At 61.9% G+C, this 25,037-nt stretch carries 27 protein-coding genes; 21 read left to right on the top strand and 6 right to left on the bottom strand.

Annotated elements, in window-relative coordinates; all coding sequences use genetic code 11:
- Nucleotides 1–84: 84 nt before the first annotated feature.
- Both C1A35_RS23645 and C1A35_RS23640 read right to left on the bottom strand, forming a co-directional pair.
- Entirely contained in the window at nucleotides 85–1,077 is a 993-nt protein-coding gene (locus C1A35_RS23645) for a sugar-binding protein (protein WP_077966367.1), read from the bottom strand.
- Between the two features lie 47 nt (nucleotides 1,078–1,124).
- Complete coding sequence (locus C1A35_RS23640) at nucleotides 1,125–2,105, bottom strand: NAD-dependent epimerase/dehydratase family protein (protein WP_104666721.1); 981 nt, start codon at nucleotides 2,103–2,105, stop codon at nucleotides 1,125–1,127.
- Nucleotides 2,106–2,239: 134 nt separating this feature from the next.
- On the opposite strand from C1A35_RS23640, the gene C1A35_RS23635 reads away from it, so the two are divergent.
- The 9 genes from C1A35_RS23635 (at nucleotide 2,240) to C1A35_RS23595 (ending at nucleotide 10,164) form a co-directional block, all read left to right on the top strand.
- Entirely contained in the window at nucleotides 2,240–3,040 is an 801-nt protein-coding gene (locus C1A35_RS23635; RefSeq protein WP_104666720.1) for an ATP-binding cassette domain-containing protein, read from the top strand.
- A 47-nt stretch (nucleotides 3,041–3,087) separates the two neighbouring features.
- Nucleotides 3,088–4,083 (top strand): ABC transporter permease, encoded by a 996-nt coding sequence (locus C1A35_RS23630; RefSeq protein ID WP_104666719.1) that lies wholly within the window; start codon nucleotides 3,088–3,090, stop codon nucleotides 4,081–4,083.
- 486 nt (nucleotides 4,084–4,569) lie between these two features.
- Nucleotides 4,570–5,601, top strand: a complete 1,032-nt coding sequence (locus C1A35_RS23625; protein WP_104666718.1) for a helix-turn-helix domain-containing protein — start codon at nucleotides 4,570–4,572, stop codon at nucleotides 5,599–5,601.
- Between the two features lie 127 nt (nucleotides 5,602–5,728).
- On the top strand, nucleotides 5,729–6,409 hold the full coding sequence (locus tag C1A35_RS23620) for a hypothetical protein (RefSeq protein ID WP_104666717.1): 681 nt from the start codon (nucleotides 5,729–5,731) through the stop codon (nucleotides 6,407–6,409).
- A gap of 169 nt (nucleotides 6,410–6,578) precedes the next feature.
- Nucleotides 6,579–7,187 carry a hypothetical protein gene (locus tag C1A35_RS23615; RefSeq protein ID WP_104666716.1) on the top strand — a complete coding sequence of 203 codons (609 nt, stop codon included), beginning with the start codon at nucleotides 6,579–6,581 and terminating at the stop codon, nucleotides 7,185–7,187.
- Between the two features lie 62 nt (nucleotides 7,188–7,249).
- Nucleotides 7,250–7,891, top strand: a complete 642-nt coding sequence (locus tag C1A35_RS23610) for a hypothetical protein (protein WP_104666715.1) — start codon at nucleotides 7,250–7,252, stop codon at nucleotides 7,889–7,891.
- Nucleotides 7,892–8,048: 157 nt separating this feature from the next.
- Nucleotides 8,049–8,591: a hypothetical protein gene (locus tag C1A35_RS23605; protein ID WP_234804150.1), complete on the top strand. Its 543-nt coding sequence runs from the start codon at nucleotides 8,049–8,051 to the stop codon at nucleotides 8,589–8,591.
- Nucleotides 8,592–8,869: 278 nt separating this feature from the next.
- The gene (locus tag C1A35_RS23600) at nucleotides 8,870–9,427 is read left to right on the top strand and encodes a hypothetical protein (protein WP_104666714.1); all 558 of its coding nucleotides are present in this window, start codon (nucleotides 8,870–8,872) and stop codon (nucleotides 9,425–9,427) included.
- Between the two features lie 89 nt (nucleotides 9,428–9,516).
- Entirely contained in the window at nucleotides 9,517–10,164 is a 648-nt protein-coding gene (locus C1A35_RS23595; RefSeq protein WP_104666713.1) for a hypothetical protein, read from the top strand.
- A 229-nt stretch (nucleotides 10,165–10,393) separates the two neighbouring features.
- Here the strand turns inward: C1A35_RS23595 and C1A35_RS23590 are convergent, their stop codons facing one another.
- Both C1A35_RS23590 and C1A35_RS23585 read right to left on the bottom strand, forming a co-directional pair.
- Entirely contained in the window at nucleotides 10,394–12,037 is a 1,644-nt protein-coding gene (locus tag C1A35_RS23590; RefSeq protein WP_158665138.1) for a caspase family protein, read from the bottom strand.
- A 13-nt stretch (nucleotides 12,038–12,050) separates the two neighbouring features.
- Nucleotides 12,051–12,233: a hypothetical protein gene (locus C1A35_RS23585; protein WP_104666711.1), complete on the bottom strand. Its 183-nt coding sequence runs from the start codon at nucleotides 12,231–12,233 to the stop codon at nucleotides 12,051–12,053.
- 453 nt (nucleotides 12,234–12,686) lie between these two features.
- On the opposite strand from C1A35_RS23585, the gene C1A35_RS23580 reads away from it, so the two are divergent.
- The 8 genes from C1A35_RS23580 (at nucleotide 12,687) to C1A35_RS23545 (ending at nucleotide 20,430) form a co-directional block, all read left to right on the top strand.
- On the top strand, nucleotides 12,687–13,298 hold the full coding sequence (locus tag C1A35_RS23580; RefSeq protein ID WP_104666710.1) for a TetR/AcrR family transcriptional regulator: 612 nt from the start codon (nucleotides 12,687–12,689) through the stop codon (nucleotides 13,296–13,298).
- Nucleotides 13,298–14,170: a pyridoxamine 5'-phosphate oxidase family protein gene (locus C1A35_RS23575; RefSeq protein ID WP_104666709.1), complete on the top strand. Its 873-nt coding sequence runs from the start codon at nucleotides 13,298–13,300 to the stop codon at nucleotides 14,168–14,170. Before C1A35_RS23580 ends, C1A35_RS23575 begins: the two co-directional genes overlap by 1 nt.
- 73 nt (nucleotides 14,171–14,243) lie before the next feature.
- Entirely contained in the window at nucleotides 14,244–15,455 is a 1,212-nt protein-coding gene (locus C1A35_RS23570) for an MFS transporter (protein ID WP_104666708.1), read from the top strand.
- Nucleotides 15,456–15,599: 144 nt separating this feature from the next.
- Entirely contained in the window at nucleotides 15,600–16,064 is a 465-nt protein-coding gene (locus tag C1A35_RS23565) for an SRPBCC domain-containing protein (RefSeq protein ID WP_104666707.1), read from the top strand.
- Nucleotides 16,065–16,257: 193 nt separating this feature from the next.
- Nucleotides 16,258–17,325, top strand: a complete 1,068-nt coding sequence (locus C1A35_RS23560; protein WP_104666706.1) for an ABC transporter substrate-binding protein — start codon at nucleotides 16,258–16,260, stop codon at nucleotides 17,323–17,325.
- Complete coding sequence (locus C1A35_RS23555) at nucleotides 17,306–18,388, top strand: FecCD family ABC transporter permease (RefSeq protein WP_104666705.1); 1,083 nt, start codon at nucleotides 17,306–17,308, stop codon at nucleotides 18,386–18,388. Before C1A35_RS23560 ends, C1A35_RS23555 begins: the two co-directional genes overlap by 20 nt.
- Nucleotides 18,381–19,139 carry an ABC transporter ATP-binding protein gene (locus tag C1A35_RS23550; protein ID WP_104666704.1) on the top strand — a complete coding sequence of 253 codons (759 nt, stop codon included), beginning with the start codon at nucleotides 18,381–18,383 and terminating at the stop codon, nucleotides 19,137–19,139. Before C1A35_RS23555 ends, C1A35_RS23550 begins: the two co-directional genes overlap by 8 nt.
- A complete protein-coding gene (locus tag C1A35_RS23545; RefSeq protein ID WP_104666703.1) occupies nucleotides 19,132–20,430 on the top strand; it encodes a hypothetical protein in 1,299 nt (432 codons plus the stop codon). Before C1A35_RS23550 ends, C1A35_RS23545 begins: the two co-directional genes overlap by 8 nt.
- 34 nt (nucleotides 20,431–20,464) lie before the next feature.
- Here C1A35_RS23545 and C1A35_RS23540 read toward each other — a convergent pair whose 3' ends face one another.
- Nucleotides 20,465–20,920 (bottom strand): DUF2721 domain-containing protein, encoded by a 456-nt coding sequence (locus C1A35_RS23540; RefSeq protein ID WP_104666702.1) that lies wholly within the window; start codon nucleotides 20,918–20,920, stop codon nucleotides 20,465–20,467.
- A 134-nt stretch (nucleotides 20,921–21,054) separates the two neighbouring features.
- Nucleotides 21,055–21,912, bottom strand: coding sequence for a LysR family transcriptional regulator (locus C1A35_RS23535; protein ID WP_104666701.1), 858 nt, complete (start codon nucleotides 21,910–21,912; stop codon nucleotides 21,055–21,057).
- 92 nt (nucleotides 21,913–22,004) lie between these two features.
- Between C1A35_RS23535 and C1A35_RS23530 the strand changes: the two genes are divergently transcribed.
- The 4 genes from C1A35_RS23530 to C1A35_RS37110 all read left to right on the top strand — a co-directional run bounded on the left by C1A35_RS23530 (nucleotide 22,005) and on the right by C1A35_RS37110 (nucleotide 24,831).
- A complete protein-coding gene (locus C1A35_RS23530; protein ID WP_104666700.1) occupies nucleotides 22,005–22,790 on the top strand; it encodes an SDR family oxidoreductase in 786 nt (261 codons plus the stop codon).
- 16 nt (nucleotides 22,791–22,806) lie between these two features.
- Entirely contained in the window at nucleotides 22,807–23,514 is a 708-nt protein-coding gene (locus tag C1A35_RS23525; RefSeq protein WP_104666699.1) for a ribonuclease activity regulator RraA, read from the top strand.
- Nucleotides 23,511–24,437, top strand: coding sequence for a dihydrodipicolinate synthase family protein (locus tag C1A35_RS23520; RefSeq protein WP_104666698.1), 927 nt, complete (start codon nucleotides 23,511–23,513; stop codon nucleotides 24,435–24,437). The genes C1A35_RS23525 and C1A35_RS23520 overlap by 4 nt, the downstream gene beginning before the upstream one ends.
- A gap of 271 nt (nucleotides 24,438–24,708) precedes the next feature.
- Nucleotides 24,709–24,831, top strand: a complete 123-nt coding sequence (locus tag C1A35_RS37110; RefSeq protein ID WP_272939266.1) for a hypothetical protein — start codon at nucleotides 24,709–24,711, stop codon at nucleotides 24,829–24,831.
- The last annotated feature ends 206 nt before the right edge of the window (nucleotides 24,832–25,037 follow it).

The raw sequence follows: 25,037 nt of genomic DNA, 5'->3' as shown, positions 1-25,037 counted from the left end.
CAGCCCGCAAAACTGCTTGCTGACCACGGTCGCTGGAAACAGCGGCGGGGCCGCCGGGATACGCGTCAAGGCGCGGCCACTGGCTTACTTCTGGATGCAGGTGTCCGCTGTGTCCTTCGTGCATTCGTCGAGACCCGTGAACACCGGATCGTCCACCGGTTTGCCGGCGATCAGGTCCAGCATGACCGAAGGCGCCTTGTAGCCCATTTCGAAGGGGCGCTGGCCGACGAGCGCGGTGACCAGGCCTTCCTTGGCAATCGCCACCTCTTCACCGATCGTGTCTGCCGCACCGATGACGAACTCGTTCTTGGCAATCTTGTCGGCCATCGGCTTGAACAGATCGCGATAGGGTTGCGGTGCGCCGAAGAGCGGCCAGCCGCCCATGATGCCGAAGGCGTCGAGATCGGGATTGGCGGCGAGAATATCCGTCATCGCCTGTACGCCTTTGGCCCCGTCGTCATTGGTGAAGACCGGGCAGCCCGCAACCTCGGTCCAGCCGCCTTCACCCTTCAGTTCGGCCAGCCCCTCCTTCCCGGTCAGCACGTCGCGCATGCCCTGCGCACGCCTTAAGATGTTGTCGGCACCGGGGTTGCCCTCGATCGTGCAGATCTTGCCGCCATTCGGCTTGGCCTTCTTGATGTAATCTGCGATCCGCGCGCCCATCGTATAGTTGTCTGTGCCGAGATAGGTCTTGCGCAGCCCCGCATCCTCCTTGGCAAGATCGGCATCGAGCGTCATGACCGGGACCGTCGGGTTGGCGGTCTTCAGCGTCTGGGCAATGAGCTTGGCGTTGGATGGCGAAATGGCGATCGCAGCCGTGCTGGGTTTGCCGAGCATGTCCTGGACGATCTGCGCCTCGCCGGCTTCGTCCGAGGTCGACGCCGGGCCGGTGTAGAAGCACTCATATTCCGAGCTGGTGTTTTCCTTGTTCCACTTCTGACAGCCCTGGTTGATGGCTTCGAAGAACGGATTGTCGAGGCCCTTGACGACAATGACGAGCTGCTTCTTCTCCTGGGCGTTGGCGGGGCCGGTGGCCAGCGCGAGCGCCGCGACTGCAAGCACCAATGCTTTCCTCATTTTTTCCTCCCGTTAGACAAGCGGACAGCCTTTGTCCGCGGCACAAATCAACCGGGGTACCAGACGATGCGAGGATCACTTGGTGGACGCTCGTATTGCCAGGCCTGGTCGATAAGCTTTTCGAGGTCGTATTCTGGCTGCCAATCCAGCAGGTATTTTGCCTTGCTGTTGTCCAACCAGGTTGAGTGGAAATGGCTTGGAACGTCGACGGACGGCAGGCCGCGCGTGCGCTTGAGATAGCTTGCGACCTCGCCATAGTCGACCGGGCGGTCCATGGAAATGTTGAAGCGCTGGCGCTCCGCACGCGGATTGTCGATCGTGCTCAGAATTGCCGACACGAGGTCGCTGACATGAACGAAATTACGCTTGACCGGCCTGCCGCCGCCATCGCGTAGCAGAGGCACGGCTTGCGCTTCCGCATAGCGCCTCGCTTCGTCGGGAGCGAAGAACGTTTTCCAGTCGGGCCCGCCGAAGACGTCATCGCCGAAGGAAAGCGAGTGCTTGAAGTCGTCCTTTTCCATGATCCATGGCGCGCGCAGGCAACAGGCGTTCATCCCGTACTGGATTGCGTATTGCTCGATCATTACTTCCTCGAGCACCTTCGAGAGCGCGTAGCAGCCAGGATAGGCGCGATGCGGTGTCGCCTCTGTTATCGGTTCCTCGCGGGGATAGAAGAAATGGCCGACCGCGGCGTCGCCGCCGATCAGAATGAACTGCCGGGCAGTCGGGCTCGTTCTGAAGGCTTCGAGCAGCCAGAACAGGCCCTTGACGGTCACATCCATGACGTCGGCCGGCGTTTCCTTGCAGGTCGCGAGATGCACGACGTGGCTCACGCCGGCTATCGCGCTTTCTGCCACGGTGCGATCGGCGATGGACCCCTTGAGGATGGTCAGCCGTTCGGTCGGATCGAGCACACGGTTGTGGCAGAGCGCGCGTATGCGCGCTTGCGAAAAACGTGGCCGGTCAAGCAGCGCTGTAATGAGGTGCCGCCCGACCTTGCCCGTTGCCCCGGTGACAAGGATAAGCATGCTTATCTCCCAGCAATAGCTAATATGCGATCGCGTCTCCCGTCAACGGTTAATTGTCATACAAAACAGGTTTATCGGACGAGAGATTGTTGACGGATTCGCGGAGATTTGCGTAAATAAGCCGTCGCTCACTTATGGGGCGAACTTGCCGTATCACGCCTTGGCGAGGCGGATTGCGCGTCTTGGGAAGGCTGGTCGTGCTGCTAGAGCTCAGCAATATTTCCAAGCACTTCGGGGCCATACAGGCGGTCAACGATATTTCGCTGTCGTTTGAGGCCGGCCAGGTTGTTGGGCTGATGGGTGACAACGGCGCCGGCAAGTCGACGCTCGTCAAAATGATTGCCGGAAATTACCGCCCAAGCCACGGCACCATGCGCATCAACGGCAACGATATCGTGCTGCATCGCCCCATTGAGGCGCGGCAGTTCGGTATCGAGATCGTGCACCAGGATCTGGCTCTTTGTGACAATCTCTCCGCAGCGGCGAATGTCTTTCTCGGCAGAGAGCTGAGGCGCGGCATCGGCCCCTTCCGCGTCCTGGATTACAAGGCCATGTACCGAAGGGCGGGAGAGATCTTCAAGGAGCTTCGCTCCGAGACCAGGGCACGCGATCTGGTAAAACAGATGTCGGGCGGGCAGCGACAGGCGGTGGCGATTGCGCGCACGATGATTTCAGAGGCGAAGATCGTGCTGATGGACGAGCCCACAGCCGCCATATCCGTGCGTCAGGTCGCCGAGGTGCTGCACCTGATCCGGGAGCTTCGTGCCCGCGGCATCCTCGTCGTCCTCATCAGTCATCGCATGCCCGACGTCTTCGATGTCGCCGATCGTGTCGTCGTCATGCGCCGGGGCCGCAAGGTGGCGGACAAACCTATTGCTCAGACCTCGCCGGAGGAGGTGACGGGGCTTATTACTGGTGCCATCGAGGGTGGATGAGGGGCGCGCAAACTCAATCTTCTGCACAGGAGGGAATGGGAGGAACGATGGCAACCACGCTGGACCAGACGATCGCCCGCAGGCAGCGTACGCTTGGAGGAGCTATCCTGGGTAGCCAGACCTTCTGGGTTCTGGTCGCCGTCATCCTCGCATGCCTTTTCTTGTCCTTCGCCACTGACAGCTTCGCCACGGCAAAGAACCTTTACAACATTACCCGCAACGTTACCTTCGTCGCGATCATCGCGCTCGGCATGACGCTCGTCATCATCACCGGTGGGATCGACCTCTCGGTGGGTTCGGTACTTTGCCTGTGCAGCATGGTGCTCGCGGTCACGATGCACGCGGGATACGGCATCGGGACAGGCATTGCCGTCTCGGTCGCAACCGCGCTGGTGATCGGCGCGTTCAATGGCATCCTGATTGCCTATCTCGGCTTTCCGCCCTTCGTCGTGACACTTGGCATGCTCTCGGTTGCCCGAAGCCTGGCGATGGTCGCGTCCAACAACACGGTGGTCTTCGAGTTTGGCCCCGATCACGACAAGCTGCTGGCGCTCGGCGGCGGGTCGACCTTTGGCGTCGCCAACCCTGTGATCTACATGGTCGTCCTCGCGCTCCTGACCGGTTTCGTGCTGCGGTGGACGCGCATCGGCCGCTACATCTACGCCATCGGCGGTAACGAGCAGGCGGCCATGGCCACTGGCCTCCCCGTGCGCCCCATCAAGGTCTGCGTCTACATGATCTCGGCGCTTTCGGCTGGCGTTGCCGGCATCATCCAGACCGGCTGGCTGGGTGCGGTGACGACCAATATCGGCGCCGGCATGGAGTTGCAGGTCATCGCCGCGGCAGTGATCGGCGGTGCCAATCTCGCGGGCGGCGCAGGCACGGCCTTCGGGGCACTGGTCGGTGCGGCGCTGATCGAAGTCATCCGCAACAGCCTCGGCTTGCTTGGCATCAATGCCTTCTGGCAGGGCACGTTTATCGGCAGCGCGACGATTCTCGCGGTTCTTTTTGATCGCATTCGCAATTTCCGCCGAAGCGAATAGCCTCAAGCTCCATGTCCGGTTCGCTGATCGCAAGGCAACGGCCTTGGCTGACGCCGCGCGCCGTGTGTCTTGGTAGGCGGCAGACTGAATTTGCATTCGGCATGCCCAACACGATGCCGAGATACGGGCGCTGCAAGCCATCGAGGAAAACAAGTCGCATAGGATATCGTCGGGAATGTCGAGGATGCTCGCAGTCGATAGGCTGCGAACGCCCGACGGCTCGATCGAAACGACGAAGAACCCATCGCGCCATACAATTACGCAAGTGGTGCGGCATGGCGCCGGCCCGCGGCTCGTGATCCAAGTTGGAACGCGATGAAGTCCGCGAAGGGCCCGCAGTCGCGAAGCGTTAAGGTTTCGACCACTGCACCCGGTTTCCCCCCTTTTTTGTCCTATAGCAAAAGTCGCGCAGCACCCTCTAATGCAATCATAGAGGGCGTTGTGGTCTGATTGAAAAAGTATCTGACGGTTTAGTGCGTCTAACGGATGGGCAACGCGCAAATTGCTAGTTTCCACTTTTCAACAACGGGGGTCGATTCCCCCTTTGACGCGTGGCAATCCCTTCTGAATGTTCTCTTCGACAGCCTGCCCCCGAAAGCGTCTCCAGCGCGTGCGTTTGAAGCCAATCTTAAAGTCTATCACTTCGACACATTTCTCTTGTGCCGAAGCGTCGCCGTCGGCGGCCGGTATCGACGCACCGAAGCGCGGCTTGCCAGGGATGATCTCGACCATATCGTCATTTCGTGCCTCCTGCGCGGCGGCATAGCGCTGCCCAGCCCGGCCGCCCGACGATTGCGGGCAGGAGACGTGGTGGTGCTCGATCTGTCGGCCCCGACGGCTTTCGCCATGTCGGCTGCGGACGGCATGCACCTCATCATGCCGCGCACCTTGCTGCCGGCCGCGATGGCGCCGGTGCAGCCCATGACCGGTCGCATCCTGGCCCAGGATAGCGCGATGGCGATTTTTATCCGCGGCATTCTCGAGGCGCTGAGCGAGGCGGCGATGCGCCTCAGCCCGGGCGAGGTGATCGCGCTCGGGTCGTCGGTCCCCGATCTGCTCGCTTCCTGCCTCGGACCCGCGGGTGAGCCCCCTTCGGCAGGGGCCAGGGGCGACCTCGGACGGCGCCTGCGGCGGCATATCGAGGAGAACCTGCATCGCAGCGATCTCACTCCGTCCCGGCTGACACACGATCTCCGCGTTTCTCGCAGTCAGCTCTACCGCCAGTTCGAGAGCAGCGGCGGCGTCGAAGCCTACATTCGTCGTCGCCGTCTCCGGCGCTGCCTGCTCACCCTCTGCGACTCGCGTCACGCAGACCGACGTATCGGTGACATCGCCTACGAGATGGGCTTTTCCGACGAGGCCCACTTCAGCCGATTGTTCCGGCGCGCTTTCGGGGTCTCGCCCAGGGGCGCCCGTGCGGGTGTCCGCCAGGACGGCATCGACCTGGGTGGCCTGTTCCGACCCTCCCTCGATGGCGCCTCGTTCGGCGACTGGCTGACTGCGCTCTACACCAACTGAAGCCGCCATCTTGGGACGGTCGTCCAAGTTTTTGAAACGCTGGCCCAGAGACAACCATAGGGGGCAAACGTATCCTTCACTACACATAAGGCGAGAAATTCAAGCCGGACCTCGAAAGGAAAGATGGATGCCGACCTCCACGAAGACCAGCCCCGAGCCCGCGACCAGCAGCCCGCCGCCAGCAGCCGCTGTGCCTTTCGAATTGGCCGTCACGAATGGTTCGACCGTGGCCGGACGGCAGTGTTTCAACATCTTCCCCCCTCCGTTGAACAAGCCGTCTCAAAATCAGCAGACAATCACCGCCCTGGTGTCGGATCCGATGGGACAGGGCGACACGAAACCGCTGACATGGAATGGCGGAAGCGGCGCGCTGGCCTTGTTTGCGTTCGTCAAAGGCGCGAGCCTCGATGCGGCCGAAAGGACGCCGGTCGCGCTGGGAGATACTGTTGCCGTCGCCTGGGCCGACGGGGCGTTCACCGTCACCCCCGCAGCCGGTGGGCCTGCCGGCGCGATCGAGGCAACCTTCGCAGGCGGCGTCCCGGCGGGCAGCCAGATCGGGCTGGTGGTCGGCCCTGCACCGATCCTCGTCCCTGTCCCGGCGGGATTATCGTCGCTAACGCTCGAGCCTGACCTTTCGCAGACCGTGACGGTCGTCTTCGGCACGGCGTTCCAGTTTCCCGAACCCGACGAATGGGACCGCAGCCAGGCGGCAACCGTAACTTTCAAACAGGACACGGCCGCGACCAGCCCAACCGCCGTCGCAAAGATCGTAGCCAACCTGGACAACAAGATCGTCCAGACCGGCTGATCCTTCAACAAGCTTGCCCGGCACCCGCCTTCCCTGGCCGGGCATTCCCTCGCCGTTAGACACCTCCCATGGACGGCGAGGGCGGCCCGGCACCGTTTCAGCCCCGGAGGCGGTGCCGGCCATCATTTCGCAATTCCGGGTGCGATCCCCCAACGAAAGGCACGCTAAGATGACGACCTACTCCCTGACATGCCTCAACAACTCTCAACTGCACGGCAGCTTTGCCGTGTTCCAGAAGGCCCCGCCGATGACCGTTCCCGGAAACGTGTTTTCACTGGCCTGGTTTGCCCGGCCGGCAGCACCGGGAAGTCGTGTGACCTTCACCTGGAACCTCGACTACAGCTTCGTCTGGTCGGAGACCGGATTGCTTCAGCCCGGCATCAACTTCTCGGCGACGCAGGTGATCGGGGCAGATCCGAACGGCCAGAACCTCGTCCAGCTCACGCAGGACAGCTGGGGTGCGACGACCTTTGCCAATCCGAGCGTCACCGGCGCCCTGGGCTCGCTGACCATCCAGCAGCTGTCCAATGTCGTGCCCAACCGTACCTCCGTCGGTATCGGCATGGCCGGTTCGGGAACTTTCGCCGTGCAGGCAGCACCGAACATGACTGCCGTCTTCACGCCGCATCCGAACTACTGGGTGCTGTTCGGCAATCTGGAGACGGGTGACGTCATCGACGTCGAGGATGTGACCGGCTCCGTCGAGGTCACCTATGGCGGCGCACTGACGTCGCGGACCGCAACACTCGGCCTCGACAACCTGATCTCGGTCGCCTGACGTCGCGGACGGCGGCGACAGCCGCCGCCGTCCCCCTCTCTCCAACACGACAGGAGACTGCAATGCCGGAGTACAGACTGACCTGCGTCAACAACTCAAAGCTGCATGGCAATTTTGCACTTTTCCAAGTTCCGCCCCAGGCGCCAGCGCCGACGCGCCTGACCAGCGTCGCCTGGCTCGCCCGGCCGGCTGCGCCCGGCACCCAGGTACGCTTCTCCTGGTCCACGGAAGTCGGCTTTATCTGGGGCGAACGCGGCACCTTCGGCGGGCGCTCGACGTTCACGGCATACCAGTACGTCCCCGCCGACGCCGACCGCGAAAATCTCATCGACTTCACAGCCGACAGTTTCGGAGCGCCGGCGCTCCAGAATCTGCGCACGGGCGGTGCGCAAGGAAGCCTAAGCATCCGGCAGCTCAGCGGCACGTTCGATTTTCCGATTCATCTCGGTATCGCGATCGGTAGATCGCCAATCTACACCGTTGATTTCACTCCGAATGTCTTGAGCATCTTCACCCCGCATTGTCATCGCTGCTGGGTCGTGTTCGGTAACTACGCCGTCGGCGAGACGATCGACGTGGAAGCGCTCACCAACACGCAGGTCGTTGATTTCAGCACGACCTCACCCTCGCAACGCGTCGCGCTGACACCGGAAAACATCCTGCAGCAGGTCGCGGGGCAGCAGGGCGATCCGCCTTTCTGTTGAAAGCCGGGGGCGGTCTGCAGGACGCCCACACCGCACCACAGACATGGCGGGCGGCGTGATTTCGTCCACCGCCAAGACAGGTCCGGCGACATGCGTCACCGGTCAGCGCTCCTTGCATGCGCGGGAAAGCGCTCCCCCAATGAGAAAGGAAATCATCATGGAAGAAGACGTTGCCAATCCTCCGGTCTTGGTCGCACAGGAAACCGGCGCGTGGTGTTTCGCCGCCGCCGAGGTCATGGTTCGCGCCTATCGCAACCTCTCGGCGATGTCACAATATGCCATTGCCCGCCGCAACACACTGTCGCTTGCGGCGCTGGACCCCAACGTGCAGGAAGAATGGGCGTTGGCGCAAACCCTCGACGCCTCGGTGACACCGCCGCAGCGGGAAGACGACGGAGCCAATCTGGCCAGCCAGGCCGTACAAATGGTGCGAACGCAGTGGAATGCGTTCGACATGGTTTCGACGGGCGGTCGGTTCGTCGAAAATCTCACAGCAGATCTCGTGCGTGGCGAGATCGACCACGACCGGATCTTCGTCATCGGCACGGCGATCCACTACTACGTCGTCTACGGATACTCCGACAATGGCAACACCATGAAGCTCCTCGATCCCTGGCCAGTCGGCAAGGGTGGGCTGACCGGTACGAAGACGTTGCAGAGCTTTCTAGCTCTGGACGGACACGTCACGATTTTCTTCTAGCCGAGACCAGCGCCGGTTGCCGTCGATCGCTCGGATCCTTGCGATATCCCTGAGCGCTGACGACTGCGAAGGCAAGTTCAGACGCAACTGACTTGATCCGCCGCAGGACTGGCCCGGGCGAGACGGCCTGAATGGCCGCGGCGTCCACCTTCCAACACTCCCAACACGGCACACGGCGCGACTACGCCGAGCCACAGCAGGTCCGGCGGCATGCGCCTCCGGTCACCGCTCTCCGCTTGTCGCGAGAGACGTTCCCCCATAGCGAAAGGAAAGCCATCATGCAGTTTCCCAAACTTCACTCAGGCATCCATGCGGCAAAGCTCGCTATCGTTGCGATCTTCGTCGCCATAGGTCCCGCGCATGCCTATTCGGTCTATCGCGCTGTCGACGCGGACCCCAGCGGGGTGGTGGTATGGACCAAAGTCAACTTCGGTGTAAGCGGAAAGCCGATTTCGACCCTCTCTTTCTTCCACTACGCCAGCGACGAAGAGGCAGCCAAGAATGCGAAGACGGGTAAAGGCTTACCCGCACAATGCCTCGTCAAGGTCGACCTCGGCGAAATTGACCCGTCCAAGGGAGACGAGGCGCAAGTTGGCAATGCCGATGTCAAATTCGAGGCTGCTTCCACCGATCTGCCAAAGCCCTTCCCCTGGACGATCGTTTTCGACGACAACCCGCCAGGCCATTGGAGCATCGCACGGGCAGAGATGACGTCTTCGAGTTCCAACACTGCGGCAAGCAGAGTGGCTGCTGCTGGGTTCAAGGCTCTCGCGATCACGGCCGACACCGGCGTTACCGTCATCAACGGCACGCTCAACAACTGCCGAGCGCAATAGACGGTCGGTAGTAAAGCCCTTAAATTGACGAGCAGAAACAGCTTCCGCCGCCGGTCTCCATGTCCGGCGGCTTTTCGTGGGAGAATGACATGGCGGTGCTTCATCACGCCTTTCGCTGCCCTATCACACCCGCCTTCGAGGAGGCGGTGCAGGATGTGCTGTCAGCCTGGGAGGCAGGCCATCCGGAAACCCTTTCGGCGATAGCGCTTGACCGATATGGGGCGCTCGGTGAGCGGGAAGACCTCCACGCCGCCTTCCACCTCGGGCCCGAGGGTGCCGCGCTCTCCTGGCTGCAGCCGCAGTTCATCAGCCCGGGGTTCGCCGCCCTTGTCGTGCTCGCCGAACACTTCGTACCCCTGCCGACATTGAGCGCCAGCAATGATACGAACCACTACCGGCTCTCCACGCACCTCCCGACCCTTGGCTGGACGACCGTCGAGATAGACAGCCTGATCCACGGGCAGCCGATCGAGGCGATGCTGCAGGAATATGCTGACCCTGCAGTTCACTTGGCGCAAGGAGGCTTCCGCCACACCGGCGGATGGACCGCCGGGCGGATTGGGCGAACACTGGCCCCGCGTCTCGATCAGCTTGCCCTCAATCCACCTCCCCAGGCCGACGGCGTGGCACACGAAGCGTGGCGCTTGCTCAACGAAACCGATGCATTCAACGATGCGCGCGCGATGCTGGCCGCGGTGCGTGAAGACGACTGGCTCGTCATGGCGATCACCCATTGACGATGAAGCCGGATCTCGATGAATTTGGGTCGGATCGACACAAAGCAAATAGATGAGTGGCGCCAAGTCCGCAGACCGGCTTCGCGACTCGAAAATGTCGGATCTGTCCGAGGTCCACCGGTGGCACACCGGGGCCTCGCAGAATTTCCGATTTTCCACCAAGCGGAAGATGGTCGCAACGAAGCCGACACTGGGCCGCACCGCAGGTGCGCTGACGTCGCCTTCGTTGTTACATCCTACTCATAGTGATAATCCCCGAGCAGCCGCTGCCCGCCCCGGTCCCTCTAAACCGGCCGGAGCCTTTGCCTCCTTTTATCATTCCCGTCACGGTGTTACCGCCTTTTCTTCCCTTATGGATGAAGGTGTGGGCAATGTTGACGGTTCCGTTGCTGGAGATTTTTCCGGAGAAACCAGAACTCGACGACACAACGCCATTTCTTATGTAGAGGGTCGTCGAGAGTTCGCGCCAGTCGCCGCAATCCGTCTTTGCGCGCCGTATCAGGTTCCATCTGCCGTCGAAGGCACTCAGGCCGGGCGCCACGCAGCGGTTGTCGCGAGCCTCCATCCCGTTGCCGCAGACGAGCGGGCAGACACGATTGCCGATCGCTCTCAACCCGTTCAAAAGCTCCTCGGTCGGTGCGAGCGAGGCAAGCTTGAGTCCCTTGTGCGCGGCATATGTTTGCAGGGCTTTCCGGCTGCTGTCGCCCCATTTGCCGTCGACCCGGGCAAGGCATCCGATGCGCGCGAGTTCCCTTTGGGTGGCGAGTGCAAGTTCGCCGGCAGGCATGTTGCCGGCTGTCGAACCTGATGCCTGTGCCCTGTTGGCCGGTTCAAGCGCCGCGACATCGGTTTGGCTGGCGCTGCCTTCGCCGGTTACGGCCTGCTGGGCATCCGGCTTCTGCTGCAGCGCTGGCTTGCTTTGCTTCTCGCGCTCCGCGATTGCCGCGATTTTCAACTTCGCGAGCGTTCCGAACGCCCCATTGGGGTATTCCTGGAGGTAGGCCTCAAAGAAGCTACTTGCGGTCAAATCCTTGATCGAGTTCCAGTACGCAAGCTCCACGGTTCTGTCCGTATCTGCCGTCGCCGCCGGGCTCGCTGCGGTTTCCGCAGCGAGCGATGGATTTAGAACGACGGGACCCGTGAGGGATGAGCTGTCCCAGGGAACCTGCTTGCCGTCCGTGGCCTTCAAGACGGTGCGGCGCACTGCAATCAGGTCATCCGTTATGCTCTGCCCAGGTGTGCCGAGGTGTCTCAGCAACGCCGTCGTGAACGGCGAGTTTCTGTCGGCTCCGTCAAGCGCAACGTTTCCGGGCTGGGTTGCGAACGCTATCAGCGAACCTACGCCGGTATCGAGTTTCGCCAACCCCCGACCAACGACCACGGATCGGGTTCCCATGGAGCGGGCCAATGTCGCAGCAAGTGGATTGTCGCGACAGGCGTCCAGGAACACCAGGTTGACCTTGGCGTTGCGCTCCATGGCGGAAAGCACAAGCTCGACCGGCAAAGCCTCGAAATCCAAGTCGTTGTTTGAACGAAGCTGCGCGTCGACGGGGATCATGTAGTTGCCGCCGTTTACCTGCAACCCGTGACCGGCATAGAAAAAGAGCGCCACGTCTGCGCCTTCGACCTTGCCGACAAACTCACGGATCGACCGACGCATTCCCGTGAGGTCGAGGTCCCGGCCCGTTACAACAACGAACCCCAGGCCCGTCAATTTCGACGCCATGTCGCTGGCATCATTCTGAGGATTGGCAAGCTGCGGCGCATGCTGATAGGCCGCGTTTCCGATGACCAGCGCGACGCGCTTTTCAGCCCAGGCGTAGGAGCTTAGAAAAAGGAGCGAGAGCACAACGGCCGCACGAAGGTAATGCATGGGAACCAGCCCGTTACCGCCATTTCGGTGTGCGCTGCGCATTGTTCAGGAGTTCGCGGGCCGTGGCGAACATACCAAACAGGCTTGTGAGGCGACGTTCCTCATCCTCGCAAAGGCGGTACCGTTGGCAGAAGTCATGGACGGACCAGACTTTCATGGCAGCGTCGGTTTCGAGCTTTTCGGCGAAGCGTTCCATGCTTACCTCCCTGCGCGCTCTCATGTTACTAAAGTCTAATGTAATTGAAAATAAACTGGGACATAGCCCAATCCGGCTAAAGCCATCCGCGGCGCTCATCCCTCGCGACGGTTGATCGTGGGTAAGGCATGGAGTCGAGCTGGGCCGAAATCGCTGTCCAGTTCTCTTTCGCTTGAGACTTTGGGATGTCTCGACGTCGTTCTCACCCGACCCTGGCTGATCGGCTGCCTTCGCCACGATATCGGCAGCGCACGAATGGCGACGCTTCGGCGAAAGCTTGCGCGGGAGGACTTCGGGACTGCCAAAATTGCCACAAGCAATCCGGCGGCACGGGCTTCGTGAGGGGAGGCGGCGGCCGCCAACGTCCTTTGGCGGTTCGCGCAGTTTTGACTTTACAATATACATACGTATGTATATTTATATTGGGGACCTGATACCCCACCGCGAGGCGAGATGAAGACGAACGACAAGAGGAAAGAGCGCGGCGACCGCGCCCGGGCGAACATTCTGCATCATGCCACCCAGATCGCCTCGGTGGAGGGGCTGGAAGGGCTGACTTTCGGACGGGTCGCTGCCGATGCCGGGGTGGCGAAAGGCAACGTTCAGGTGCTTTTTGGCGATCGGGAGGCCCTGCAACTGGCGACGATCGAGAACGGTGTCGCGCTCTATTTCGAAACGGTTGTCGGCCCCGCCATGGCGCGGCCGGCGGCGATCGAGCGGCTGATCGCGCTGGTCGAGGGATGGTACACATTCGTGGAGCAAAGAACATTGCCCGGCGGTTGCCTGGTTCATGCGCTCAGCAGTGAATACCGAACCCGTCCTGGCGAGATCCGCGACCGGGTCGAGCATCACCGGGCCGAGGCGAGGCAACGTATCGTCGACGTGGCGAGCGAGGCCGTGGGAGCAGGCGACCTTCAAGCCGGCATCGATGTCGAGCTGCTGGCTTTCGAGCTTACCTCCTACCAGGCGTCGGCCAATGTGGCGGCGCTCATGGGGGATGAAGCGCAGTTCGAACTGGCGCGCCGTGCGTCGAGGCAGCGCCTTGCTGCGGCGCGGGGTCTGTGATGGACGCTGACCCTTTTCACGCTGGAGAACAGGAGCTCCAACGCCTGTTTGCCGTTCGTGACCAGCTGGCGGGATCGCGAGCGATACAGGCAAGCCTGCCGCCCGGCTTTGCGGCCTTCCTTGAGGAGCTGCACTATGTCGTGCTGGCCGTGCCCGACCGGAAGGGACGCATCTGGGTCACGCTGGTCTTCGGCCGCCCCGGTTTCCTGAGCGCGCCAAATGGCCTGCAAATGCGCGTCGATGCACTCCCGGACCCCGCAGACCCGGTGGCCCCCGGCATTGTCGAAGGTGCTCCGATCGCAGTCCTTGCGATCGACCTCGCGACCAGGCGCCGCATCCGGATCAACGGTCGCATAGGCTCCGTGAGTTCAGGTGACTTCGTCGTCGATGTGCGGCAAGCCTTTGGAAACTGCCCGCAATACATTCGTCCAAGGGACGTCGAAAAGACAACCGTAACGACCGGCGCCACGGTCCGCACGGTGGTTGACACGCGCGCGGCCCAGCGCGTCGTCGCGGACGCCGATACGTTCTTCGTCGCCACCCGCTCCTCGTCCGGTGCAGGCGGCGACATGGATGTTTCCCATCGCGGCGGGCCGGCGGGCTTTGTACGGTGGGACGGCGACTGTCTACTGTGGCCGGAGTACCGTGGAAATTTCTACTTCAACACGCTCGGCAACCTTCTCGTGGATCCTGCCTGTGGTCTGTTGTTTCCGGATTTTACGACCGGCGAATTGCTGTTGCTGACCGGGCAGGCCGTGCTCGAAGGTTTCGACGGTCGGCTGAGGCGCTCCCATGACGGCATCCCGATGAACGGATTTGTTCGCTTCAGGCCAGATGTGCTGATGAGCCGCGCCGCGCTGTTGCGCCCGTAGATCGACAAGATCCCAATTCTTCAATCACAACTTGGCGCCGATGAAGACATCGTCGCGCCGGAAAGGTGCCGCTATGGTCAATGCCACGGTGCAAATGCCGCATGAGGTCGACCAGCCGCAGGCCACAAATCAATGGCTTTCGGTGTCGATGCTTGCCTTCGGTGTCTTCGTTGTTGGAACCGGCGAGTTCGTTCTGGCGGGTCTGCTGCCACTCCTCAGCAATTCCCTGCGCATTTCACCATCCGTCGCAGGGCAGGTCATCACGATCTTCGCTCTGACCTGCGCGATTGCGGGCCCGGCGCTGGTCGCCTTGACCGGCCATTGGCGGCGCCGAACCGTTCTCGTCGTCGCGGCCATTGTCTATCTCGCCGGAAGTGCCTGGACCGCGCTTGCGCCGAGCTACGTGCAGGTATTGATCGGCCAGGTCGTGGCCGCGCTTGGCGTAGGCTTGTTCGTGCCGACCGCCACCGTGACAGCGGCCGCGCTGGTCTCGCCCGCGCACAGGGGGCGGGCCATCGCCGTGGTCGTAAGCGGCTTTACTGCAGCGACCGCGCTTGGAGCGCCTCTCGGCACGGCCTTTGGCGGGGTGTTCGGCTGGCGATCGACCATGTGGCTTGCAACCGGGCTGGCCGCGATTGGCGTCATCGGCAGCTTCGTCTTCATCCCAGGGAAAACCAGCGTCGCGGCAGCAACGGGAATAAGGCAGCAGCTGCGGCTGCTGCGCGAGCCGCAGATCGTCGCGGCCCTGGGGGTGACCCTCCTGGCTTTTACGGCCGTCTACATGCCCTACACGTATATGGGCGTCATCTTCGAGAAGGCCACGGAAGGAAACAGCGTCTATCTTGCCGGCCTCATGACGACGCTCGGCGTGGTCGGTACGATCGGCAACCTGGGCGCCGGCATGCTCGCGGATCGGATTGGTGGTCCCAAGGTCGTGGCAATCGCCTTGCTTTGGTTGATTATCAGCATGCTGCTCCTGCCCCTGACGACCGGGAACCTGACCTGGGCGTTTGCAATGATTGCCTTCTACGGGATCGCCGCCTTTGCGATCACGACGCCGCAACAACACCGGTTGATCTCGCTGAAGCCCGATGCAGCCGGCGTTCTGGTCTCGCTCAATCAGGCAATCCTCTACCTTGGCATCGCACTGTCGGGCTCGATCGGCGGCCTTGGAATCGAGTGGGTTGGCTCGGGCAATCTTGGTTTCGTGGCGGCTGCCCTGGCGGCTATGGCGTTTCTGTTGTCGATTGCGAGCGCGTTTCGAGTCGCAAGCAGGCGGCGCTGAGGAGCAGGTTCCAATTGCACGGCAGCCGCGTTCAATCCGGTCGCCGATCCTGTCAGCCTGATTGCAAAACGCAATCAGAATTGATAGATACCGATTGCGTTATGCAATCGGTTATGGGCATTTGAAGTGCGCGAGGATGATCAAATGGAGCAAGTGGTGGACTATGAAATCGGGCATAAGACGCTCGTGTTCGAACGGCATTGCGCGGCTCCGGTGAAGCGGGTGTTCGCAGCCTTTGCGGATCCGGTCATCCGTGCCGGATGGAGCGCACCGTCCGACGGCGCCGTATTTATCTATGACGCGGCCGACTTTCGCGAGGGCGGCGAAGACCGGTTCCGCTGCGGCTCGAAGGAGAACCCGCAATACACCGGACGCACGACCTACATTGCGATTGTTCCGGATGTCCTCCTGGTCAGCAGCGAGGTCGTCGAAGCAGGCGGACGAAAGCTGATGTCGAGCCTGATTACAACCGAGCTTGCGGCCGAAGGCGACGTGACGACAATCAGGATGACGGTGCAGGTGACCTCCCTGTTCGGCGACCAGATGATCGTGGGGACCGAGATCGGAAACAATGCCGCCCTTGATAACTTGGTTGAGCATCTGGTCTGACCGCCTGGTCGATAGGCGCATCCTTCCATCTTCCAGGATTGGCCGCGGGAAGCCGCGGCACGGTTCCGTCTGTCGTTGCTGGAATTAGGTCAAACGCATACTGGACAGTCCACATTAACTTGACTAGTACACTCATGATATTTCATGGCCATTGCCGCTGGATCGGCGGCGTGGCCGGTCAAAGGAGTGATCTATGTCGAGCCGCCTCGGGACCCCTATTGCCTTGGCATTGTCCCTTTCGATATTCGCGCCGGCAGCGGCGCATGCGGAATCCTCGTTCCTCGACCACCGCGGCAAGACGATCACTTTCGCCAAACCGCCGGAGCGCGTCGTCACCATCGTCCGCTCGGCGCCGATCATCTATCGCGCCGTCGATCAGAAGGCCGACAGCATCGTCGGCATGAACAAGGATTCGCTGACGCGCTATTTCACCAAGGGCATCTACGCCGAGATGCTGCCGGAAATGGCCAAGATCAACGCCAGTGCGGCGCAGGACGGCTTCGTGCCGAACGTGGAGGCGATCCTGGCCGAAAAGCCCGATGTGGTGATCCAGTGGGCCCATGACGAAAAGCTGATCGAGCCGCTGGAACGCGTCGGCCTGACCGTCGTCGGCTGGCAATGCTGCTCGGAGCAGGATCGCCTCGACTACGTCACGCTCAGCGGCTACATGACCGGGCGCAACGATCGCGCCCAGGCGATTCTCAAGGCCCAGTCCGAGACCTTGAAGGCGCTCGACGAAAAGGTCGGCAAGCTCGACAAGTCGACGCTTCCCTCGGTCCTTCACATCGACAAGGTGGGCGACCAGATCCAGGTGATCGCCAACGGCTCGCAGGATCTGTCGCTGAGCGGCGTCACCAACCCGGCGGCCGACAATACCGGCGAGTGGTGGCGCACGGTCGACTTCGAGCAGTTGCTCGTCTGGAACCCGGATATCATCATTATCCCGGCCTATGCCACCGACCTCGAGCCCAAGACCTTCTTCGACAATCCGGTCCTTGCCAGCCTGAAGGCGGTGAAGGAAAAACGGGTCTACAAGCAGCCGGTGTTCGCCCGCACCCCCGATGCACCGGAAATCTTCCTGACGTCCGAATGGCTCGCCGCCATCGCCCACGGCGCCGACTTCGCACCGGAATTTTCCAAGCAGATCCTCGACACCTACAAGCTGATCTATGGCGCCGAGCTGACGGCCGACCAGCTCAAGACCATTCTCGAAACCGAAAGCAATGCGCCGGCGAACAAATATGTCGAGCTCTTCCGCTAAGGTTACGGCAAGCAGAACGACGACAGCGGCGGCCGGGCGGAAGCTCGGCTCCGGCTTCGTCCTGCCCGCCCTGATCTGTCTTCTCGTCGCCGTGACCCTCTATTCGGTGACGATCGGGCGATACGATCTGTCGGTCGCAGACGTCACCTATATCCTCATCGACAACATCCATCCGGTCGTCACGCCCAATTGGGACCCGGTGCAGGAGGTCGTGGTCGAGCAGGTCCGGGTGCCGCGCATCCTCGCCGCCATCATCATTGGCTTCGGTCTCTCGATTTCAGGCGCGGCGCTGCAGGGGCTCTTCCGTAATCCGCTGGTCGATCCCGGCATCATCGGCGTTACATCCGGCGCGGGGTTCGGCGGCACGCTGGCGATCCTCCTGGGATTGCAGGGCTATCTGCTTTTGACGATGGCTTTCCTCTTCGGCATTGGCAGCGTCTTTCTCGTCAAGCTGCTATCGACGGTGCGCGGCCGCACGAGCATGTTGACGCTGGTGCTCGCCGGTGTGGTCATATCCGCCTTTTTCTCTGCCGCCATTTCGATTGCAAAGCTGCTCGCCGATCCCTTTCAGAAACTGCCCGCGATCACCTACTGGCTGATGGGCAGCATTGCCTCCAGCAACTATCTGGACGTCCTGCTCGTGGCGGCAGCGGTGATCCCTTCGGCCGTCGCGATCTACCTCCTGCGTTTCCAGATCAACATTCTGTCGCTCGGCGAGGAAAAGGCACGGGCGCTCGGCACCAGGGTGGTTCTGGTGCAATGGATCGTGCTCGTCGCCTCCGCTCTGATTTCGGCCGGCGTTGTCGCGACCTCGGGCATCATCGGCTGGGTCGGCCTGGTGATCCCGCATGTCGCCCGCGCCCTTGTCGGCGCCGATCACCGGCGGCTCCTGCCCGTATCGGGCGTGATGGGCGCCATCTACCTGTTGCTCGTCGACGACCTGGCACGCACGGTGACCACGGCCGAGATCCCGCTCGGCATCATCACCGCACTGATCGGCGTTCCGGTCTTTGCCGTCATCCTGCGACGGCTGCATGCGAAAGGAGGCTGGTCCAGTGATTGAGGCAAGCGACCTCACCGTCGAGCGCGGCGGCAAGACTATCCTTGAGAGCTACAGCCTCAGCCTGGAGCGTGCCCGCATCCTTGCGGTGCTCGGGGCAAACGGCGTCGGCAAGACCACGCTGATCAACACATTGATCGGCATCCTCAAACCGAAATCAGGACGCCTTTCGATCGACGGCCCCGTGGGTTTCGTGCCCCAACTGTTCGAGGTACCGTTCGCCTACTCCGCCCTCGACATCGCCCTGATGGGACGGGCCCGCCATCTCGGGCTTTTTGGCGCACCGGGCCGAAAAGACTATGAGATCGTGCGCCACTACTTCCACCTTCTCGGCATTGAGCATTTCGAGCCGCAAGCCTTCAACGCGTTGAGCGGCGGTCAGCGCCAACTGGTGATGATCGCCCAGGCGCTGGCGTCTGAATGCGAGTTGCTGGTGCTCGACGAGCCGTGCGCGGCCCTCGATTACAAGAACCAGGACAAGGTTCTGGCCCTTCTCGAACACCTCAGGGACGAACACGCCATGACGATCGTGTTTTCAACCCACATGCCGCAGCACGCCGTGGAAATTGCGACCGACGCGCTGCTGATGCTGAGCGGATCGGATTATGTCTGCGGACCGACGGCCGATGCGCTCAGCGCCGAAAATCTGTCGGCACTCTACGATCTGCCGATCGCGCGGGCGGATTTCAAGGGGCTGTCGAAGCACACCTATGCACCGGTGTTCCGCCACGAGGGAGGCCGTCTCATTGGCTGATGCAAAGACATCCCGAAGGGGCATCGCCTATATTCATTGGGGCAACAGCTGGCAGCTCAGAAGCTTCCAGGATTTCCGCCATTACATCGACGACCTCATCTACATCCACGATCTGCCGAAGGTCGATCTCACGTCCTACGCCGCCGTCGTCATGCCGGATGCCATGGACGCAGCCGCAGTCCTTCCGCATGCACCGCAGTTGAATGCCTACTTGAAGCAGGGCGGCTTTCTCATCGTCTTCCTGCAGGGCCATGCCGACTGGCTCGACATTCCCGGCCTTGAATGGTCGCCCGGCAACTGCCGTGACTGGCTGTGGTGGACGAAGGGCGAGAAGCTGGAGATCAGCCTCACCACGCCTGCTCACCCGATTGCGCAGAGCATCCCGCTGTCGCACATGAGCTGGCATTGGGGTGGCTCCTACAACGTTCCGCAGGGCGCTCGCTCCATCGTCGAGATCGATGGCGGGGGCGGCAGCCTATTTCTCGACTTTCCGTCTCTGGCGAACGGCGGGCGGCTGCTGCTGGCAACGCTCGACCCACATTCGCACAACGGCCAGCGCTTCATGCCGGCGACGACCCGCTTTCTGCGGTCCTTCTATCCCTGGCTCAATCGCGAGCTCGACCTAAAAAGGCCCGAAAGAAACCGCTTCACCTATCTGCAGTGCTCGCATGTGCCGTCGGAGTGGCGCCCGGAATGGATCGAGGAGAGCATTGGCGCGGCCGACTTCGAAATCGAGTTCGCCCCCTTGCACGAACTTGGCGCGGAACTGCTCGAGCGCACGGATACGCTCTATATTCCGAGCAGCCACGACGAGTTTTTCCTGAAGAGCAGGGCCGGGGAACTCCTAGCGTTTCTGGCGCGCGGCGGAAACCTGATCATCTGCGCGGAACCGTGCCAGCCGTGGCTCCCCTTCATGACGCCGTTTCACGCCGTCGTTCCGCGTCCCTTCTCAAACATCAAGGTTCGCATCCGCGACGACCGCTTCCAGATCTTCTCCGACCTCGGCGAAGGCTTCGACGGATGGCAGGGAATCTTCGGCCAGTATGCGCGGGGGTGGAGCGATCCGCCACCCGGGGCAATCTGGCTGACCGACGTTGGTCCTGAGAACGATCCGAAACCGGCCGACTGGCTCTGGCAATACCCGACGCCTAATGGACGAGGCGGCTACGTCTTCATGCACAATGGCGACAACATGACCCGCTATCCGGACCATGGTCCGAAAAAGGAGGCGCTCGTCGCCAACATCGCGACAGCACTCAGAAAGCTCTCGACCGGCGAGCTGCTGTTCTAGACGGCGGCATGCCGGAGGCGCCGTTCCATCACGATCACTTCTCGCGCTCCGGCGCTGCCTGATCCAGGCGCATCTGGCGCAGCATGTTCCGCCCGGCGATCAGCACCTCGAACATGAATGCCACGAGCGATCCGATGAGCGAAAGGATCGCACTGCCGAAGAACCAGAAGAGATTGTCTTCGCGAAAGCCGAACTCGAGCGCGCTGGCGAGCAGGTTGATAATGGCGCAGCCGGTGCAGATGGCGGCCAGTGTCCCCAGGGCGACCGCAATCTCCAGGGCGAGCGTGCGCCGGCGCAGGTATTCGAGCTGCATGCGTCTTGCTTCGCTCTGTTCTTCCTTCTCCCCGATCTCGTTCACCCGATCCGAGACCCTGCCCAGACGCGTCGCGTAGACGCTGACGAAGCCTGCCGTACCGGCAAGCAGGAAGACGGGCGCCAGGGAGGTCTGGATGATCGAGGCAAGATCAACGACGTTTGACGGCGGTTCCATGGATACCCTGACCAGCTTCGGTTGTGCGATTGCGGTGGCATTGTAGTAATTTTGGCCGACGCGGGAACAGAGAATTCAGGCCGCTGCTATGACGGGCGCCGCTTTCGGATGCCGTCTCAATGCCAGCCTTTCTTCTAGGACCGAATGGCATCGAGGACGGCCTGTATGAGCCGGCCAGAGGGCAGGTTTTGAGGTCTGAGCAGCCCGATCTCGCGGCACGGGGCGTTGCGCAATGGAAGGCGCGCAACGCGCAGGTTGTCGAACAGGGACGAACGCCAGTCCGGCATCAGCGATACGCCCAGCCCGGCCTCGACCATCACCGATATGGCTTCGAGCGCGTCAAGCTCCAGCCATTCGCGCGGAAGAATGCGCTGGGATTGAAGATAGGTATCGGCGAGCCGACCGCCCCAGTTGCTCCTGTCGTACCGAATGAAGGGTTGTTCGCGAAGCAGGCGATCGGCGGGAATGTGCGCGAGGTCAAGCGGCGCCAGCAGCACGAACGGCTCCGATCGGATCAGCTCCCAGCTCAGCGTCTTGGGAATGGGGAAGGGCGGTTTGACCAGGATCGCCGCGTCGATCTTCTCCTCGACGACGCTGTTATAAAGTTCGGCCGATGTGCCCGGCAGCAGGAAGATGTCGACGCCCGGCGTCCTGTCGAAGACCCGCCGCAAGGCATTCGGAAGCAGGCCGGTCAGAACTGTCGAGATGGCGCCGAGCCGCAGCTCTCCGAACGCCTGGTCATCGTGCGCCAGGCTTTTGAGCTGCCTGACCTCCGCCAGGACGCGCCTGCTCTTTTCCAGGATCGCGACGCCGGCTTCTGTCGGTTTTACCCGCCGTCCCGACCGCGCGAGAAGAGGCAGGCCAACTTCGATCTCCAACGCCTGGATACGCTGTACGATCGCCGCCGGCGTGACGCCGAGGCGCCGTGACGCCTCAGCCAGGGAGCCGTGCTGAACCACGGTCAGGAAAGTTTCGAGAAAGCGCGTTTCCATCGTTAGTTTTACTATCGTTTGAAGGGACAAAAAGGAAGGTTTTTCTTCCGTTTCCGCCTTGCCATAGTGGGCGAAAGCAAAAGGAGGAAGAGTTGGATCTTCAGTTGAACAGCAAGACCGCGCTCGTGTTTGGTGCCGGCGGTGGCCTTGGAGGCGCAATCGCGAGATCGCTTGCGGCCGAAGGCGTTTCCGTCGTCGTTGCCGACATCCATGAAGAAAGCGCCAGGGCGACCGCGGACAAAATCAGGGCCGAGGGTGGCAAGGCCATGCCGCTCACCTGGGATATCGGCGACCTCTCCCTGATTGGCCAGAAGCTTGACGCCATAGAAACCGCCTTCGGACCGGTCGACATCCTCGTCAACAACACCGGCGGGCCGCCGCCGACGCCGGCCGCGGGACAGTCGCCCGACGACTGGTCGAAGTATTTCGACCTCATGGTCCGATCGGTGATCGCGGTCACCGACGCCGTGCTCCCGGGCATGCGCGAGCGTGGATGGGGACGCATCATTACCTCCACGTCTTCGGGCGTCGTCGCGCCGATTGCAAATCTCGGGATATCCAACAGCCTGCGCCTGGCGTTGGTCGGCTGGTCGAAAACCTTGGCGCGCGAGGTCGGGCGCAACGGCATCACTGCAAACATCGTGCTGCCCGGGCGCATCGCCACGGGGCGGATCGTCTTTCTGGACGAGCAGAAGGCCAAGCGCGAAAACCGGCCGGTCGCCGATGTTACCGCTGAGAGCACCGGGTCGATCCCGGTCGGCCGCTACGGCGACCCGAAGGAATATGGCGACACCGTCACCTTCCTTGCGAGCCCCCGCGCATCCTACATCACCGGCTCCGTCATTCGCGTCGATGGCGGCCTGATCAACAGCATCTGATCGGTGCGGGGTCTCCATGACACTTGAGCCTCAAGTTATTGAAATCCTGAAGGGCGTATCGACTGCGACGCTCACGACGGTTCTCCTGAAAAAAGGACTTCGCAATGTCTGGCTGCGTGGCACGAAGCCGCTGAAGCCCGGCCAGGGACGGGTTGTCGGCAAGGCGTTCACGCTGCGCTTCATCCCCGCTCGCGAGGACCTCGCCACGCCGGCGAGCTGGGCATCGCCGATCTCCACCCGGGCGGCGATCGAAGCGATGCCGGAGGGCTGCGTCGCGGTCGCAGATGCGATGGGCGTCAGCGATGCCGGCATCTTCGGCGACATCCTGTGTGCCCGGATGGCGAAACGCAAAGTCGCGGCCCTCGTCACCGACGGCGTCATGCGAGATGCCGAAGGCGTGCTGGCGAGCGGCATGAAGGTGTGGTGCAATGGCGTCGCAGCGCCACCTTCAGTCGCAGGCTTGACCTTCGTTGGATGGCAGGAGCCGATCAATTGCGGCGGCGTTGCCGTTCTTCCTGATGATATTGTCGTCGTCGACGACGACGGCGCAGTCCTTATCCCGGCCGCGCTTCTCGAAGAGGTGCTCGCTGAGGCACCCGAGCAGGAGCGTATGGAAGCCTGGATCATGACCGAAGTGGATCGGGGCGTGCCGCTTCCCGGTCTTTACCCGATGAACGCTGAAACGAAGGCCCGGTACGAGGCCTGGAAGGAAAGCCAGAAATGACGTTCAGCACGCAATCCAAGGGCGTCTACGCCATTGCGACGACACCGTTCTTCGAGGACGGCTCGATCGATTTCAATTCGATCGACAAGTTGACAGACTTTTATGAGGAGAGCGGTTGCACCGGCGTCACGATCCTTGGGATCATGGGCGAAGCCCCGAAGCTCGAACCGGAGGAAAGCCGGGCCATCGTCAAGCGTGTGGTCGCCCGATCCAAGATCCCGGTCATCGTCGGGGTCTCCGCGCCGGGGTTTGCCAGCATGCGCTCCCTGGCGCGCGCCTCGATGGACATGGGCGCTGCCGGCGTGATGATCGCTCCGCCGCCGGCGTTGCGCACCGATGATCAGATCGTCAACTATTTTGCCGGCGCCGTCGAAGCGGTTGGTGAAGATGTGCCGTGGGTTCTGCAGGACTACCCGCTGACCCTTACGGTCGTCATGACACCCGGCGTCATCGCGAAGATCATCAGCAATCATCCGTCCTGCCTGATGCTGAAGCACGAGGACTGGCCCGGTCTGGAGAAAATCTCGAAGCTCAGGGCCATGCAGAAATCGGGTGAGCTTCGCGACTTTTCCGTCCTCTGCGGCAATGGCGGCATGTTCCTCGACTTCGAGCCGGAACGAGGCGCCGATGGTGCGATGACCGGCTATGGTTTCCCGGACATGTTGACCGAACTGATGGATCTGTTTGCGGCCGGGAAGAGGGATGAGGCGCACGATCTCTTCGACGCGCACCTGCCGTTGATCCGCTACGAGCAACAGCTTGGGATCGGCCTTGCTATTCGCAAGCACGTTCTGAAACGTCGCGGCGTCATCAGTTCCGACGCACAGCGCAAGCCCGCCCAGATGCTGACCCCGACAGCGCGGGCGGAAGTGGACTATCTGCTTGCCCGTCTCGCAAAGCATGACAAGCGCGCGGCTCTCTAGGCCGCTTCTTCCGCCTGGGCCCGTCCGTCCCTGATCTACAGCGCCGCGCGTCTATCCGACGCGCAAAGGTCGCTGTAGAACTTTGAATTCCTGCATGTTTTTGTCCTTTAATCGGCTGCGATTAAAGGAAACGTGCAGTAGAGCGGCGGACGGGTTTGCAAGGTCGCCCCCGTTCTGCGACTTTTCATTGCGGTCTGTGCGCGCGCTCGCGCGCCTGATACTCTGGCCTTGCCGATTGTCGAATACGCCTGTTGCAGAACGAGGTTTGACGATGCAGGGCCAGGAAACCTTCCTTGAAAGAACCTTGCGTATCGGCGTGATCGTTGCGGTCGCGATCCTCTTTGCGGTGATCCAGTACGTGGTGTCTTCGCGAGGCCTCGATCCCGTTCTCTGAGAGAAACCCGCAACCTCCTGAGCCGGCGGCTTGGGCAGTTATCCCTGCGGACCTGAGCTATCTATCGAAAAGCCCCGCCGCCCACACCGACATGGATGCTGGACGCCGGGGCGCTTGTCTCACACTTAAGCGAGCGTGTAGGCCGTCTTGACGGTTGTGTAGAATTCGGCGGCGTAGCGTCCCTGCTCGCGTGAGCCGTGGGACGA

The organism is Ensifer adhaerens (assembly GCF_002940685.1).
In the GTDB taxonomy this organism is placed as follows: domain Bacteria; phylum Pseudomonadota; class Alphaproteobacteria; order Rhizobiales; family Rhizobiaceae; genus Ensifer; species Ensifer adhaerens_E.
Note: the sequence above shows the minus strand (reverse complement) of the source record. Positions and strands in the feature narration are given on the sequence as shown.

Coding starts and splice junctions, on each gene's coding strand:
- C1A35_RS23555 (WP_104666705.1), top strand. CDS start 17,306: ATGTCGAGCTCTTCCGCTAAGGTTACGGCAAGCAGAACGACGACAGCG.
- C1A35_RS23585 (WP_104666711.1), bottom strand. CDS start 12,233: ATGGAACGCTTCGCCGAAAAGCTCGAAACCGACGCTGCCATGAAAGTC.
- C1A35_RS23635 (WP_104666720.1), top strand. CDS start 2,240: ATGGGGCGAACTTGCCGTATCACGCCTTGGCGAGGCGGATTGCGCGTC.
- C1A35_RS23645 (WP_077966367.1), bottom strand. CDS start 1,077: ATGAGGAAAGCATTGGTGCTTGCAGTCGCGGCGCTCGCGCTGGCCACC.
- C1A35_RS23540 (WP_104666702.1), bottom strand. CDS start 20,920: ATGGAACCGCCGTCAAACGTCGTTGATCTTGCCTCGATCATCCAGACC.
- C1A35_RS23590 (WP_158665138.1), bottom strand. CDS start 12,037: ATGCATTACCTTCGTGCGGCCGTTGTGCTCTCGCTCCTTTTTCTAAGC.
- C1A35_RS23580 (WP_104666710.1), top strand. CDS start 12,687: ATGAAGACGAACGACAAGAGGAAAGAGCGCGGCGACCGCGCCCGGGCG.
- C1A35_RS23620 (WP_104666717.1), top strand. CDS start 5,729: ATGCCGACCTCCACGAAGACCAGCCCCGAGCCCGCGACCAGCAGCCCG.
- C1A35_RS23560 (WP_104666706.1), top strand. CDS start 16,258: ATGTCGAGCCGCCTCGGGACCCCTATTGCCTTGGCATTGTCCCTTTCG.
- C1A35_RS23630 (WP_104666719.1), top strand. CDS start 3,088: ATGGCAACCACGCTGGACCAGACGATCGCCCGCAGGCAGCGTACGCTT.
- C1A35_RS23610 (WP_104666715.1), top strand. CDS start 7,250: ATGCCGGAGTACAGACTGACCTGCGTCAACAACTCAAAGCTGCATGGC.
- C1A35_RS23640 (WP_104666721.1), bottom strand. CDS start 2,105: ATGCTTATCCTTGTCACCGGGGCAACGGGCAAGGTCGGGCGGCACCTC.
- C1A35_RS23595 (WP_104666713.1), top strand. CDS start 9,517: ATGGCGGTGCTTCATCACGCCTTTCGCTGCCCTATCACACCCGCCTTC.
- C1A35_RS23600 (WP_104666714.1), top strand. CDS start 8,870: ATGCAGTTTCCCAAACTTCACTCAGGCATCCATGCGGCAAAGCTCGCT.
- C1A35_RS23520 (WP_104666698.1), top strand. CDS start 23,511: ATGACGTTCAGCACGCAATCCAAGGGCGTCTACGCCATTGCGACGACA.
- C1A35_RS23565 (WP_104666707.1), top strand. CDS start 15,600: ATGGAGCAAGTGGTGGACTATGAAATCGGGCATAAGACGCTCGTGTTC.
- C1A35_RS23625 (WP_104666718.1), top strand. CDS start 4,570: ATGGGCAACGCGCAAATTGCTAGTTTCCACTTTTCAACAACGGGGGTC.
- C1A35_RS23605 (WP_234804150.1), top strand. CDS start 8,049: ATGGAAGAAGACGTTGCCAATCCTCCGGTCTTGGTCGCACAGGAAACC.
- C1A35_RS37110 (WP_272939266.1), top strand. CDS start 24,709: ATGCAGGGCCAGGAAACCTTCCTTGAAAGAACCTTGCGTATCGGCGTG.
- C1A35_RS23575 (WP_104666709.1), top strand. CDS start 13,298: ATGGACGCTGACCCTTTTCACGCTGGAGAACAGGAGCTCCAACGCCTG.
- C1A35_RS23525 (WP_104666699.1), top strand. CDS start 22,807: ATGACACTTGAGCCTCAAGTTATTGAAATCCTGAAGGGCGTATCGACT.
- C1A35_RS23615 (WP_104666716.1), top strand. CDS start 6,579: ATGACGACCTACTCCCTGACATGCCTCAACAACTCTCAACTGCACGGC.
- C1A35_RS23570 (WP_104666708.1), top strand. CDS start 14,244: ATGGTCAATGCCACGGTGCAAATGCCGCATGAGGTCGACCAGCCGCAG.
- C1A35_RS23535 (WP_104666701.1), bottom strand. CDS start 21,912: ATGGAAACGCGCTTTCTCGAAACTTTCCTGACCGTGGTTCAGCACGGC.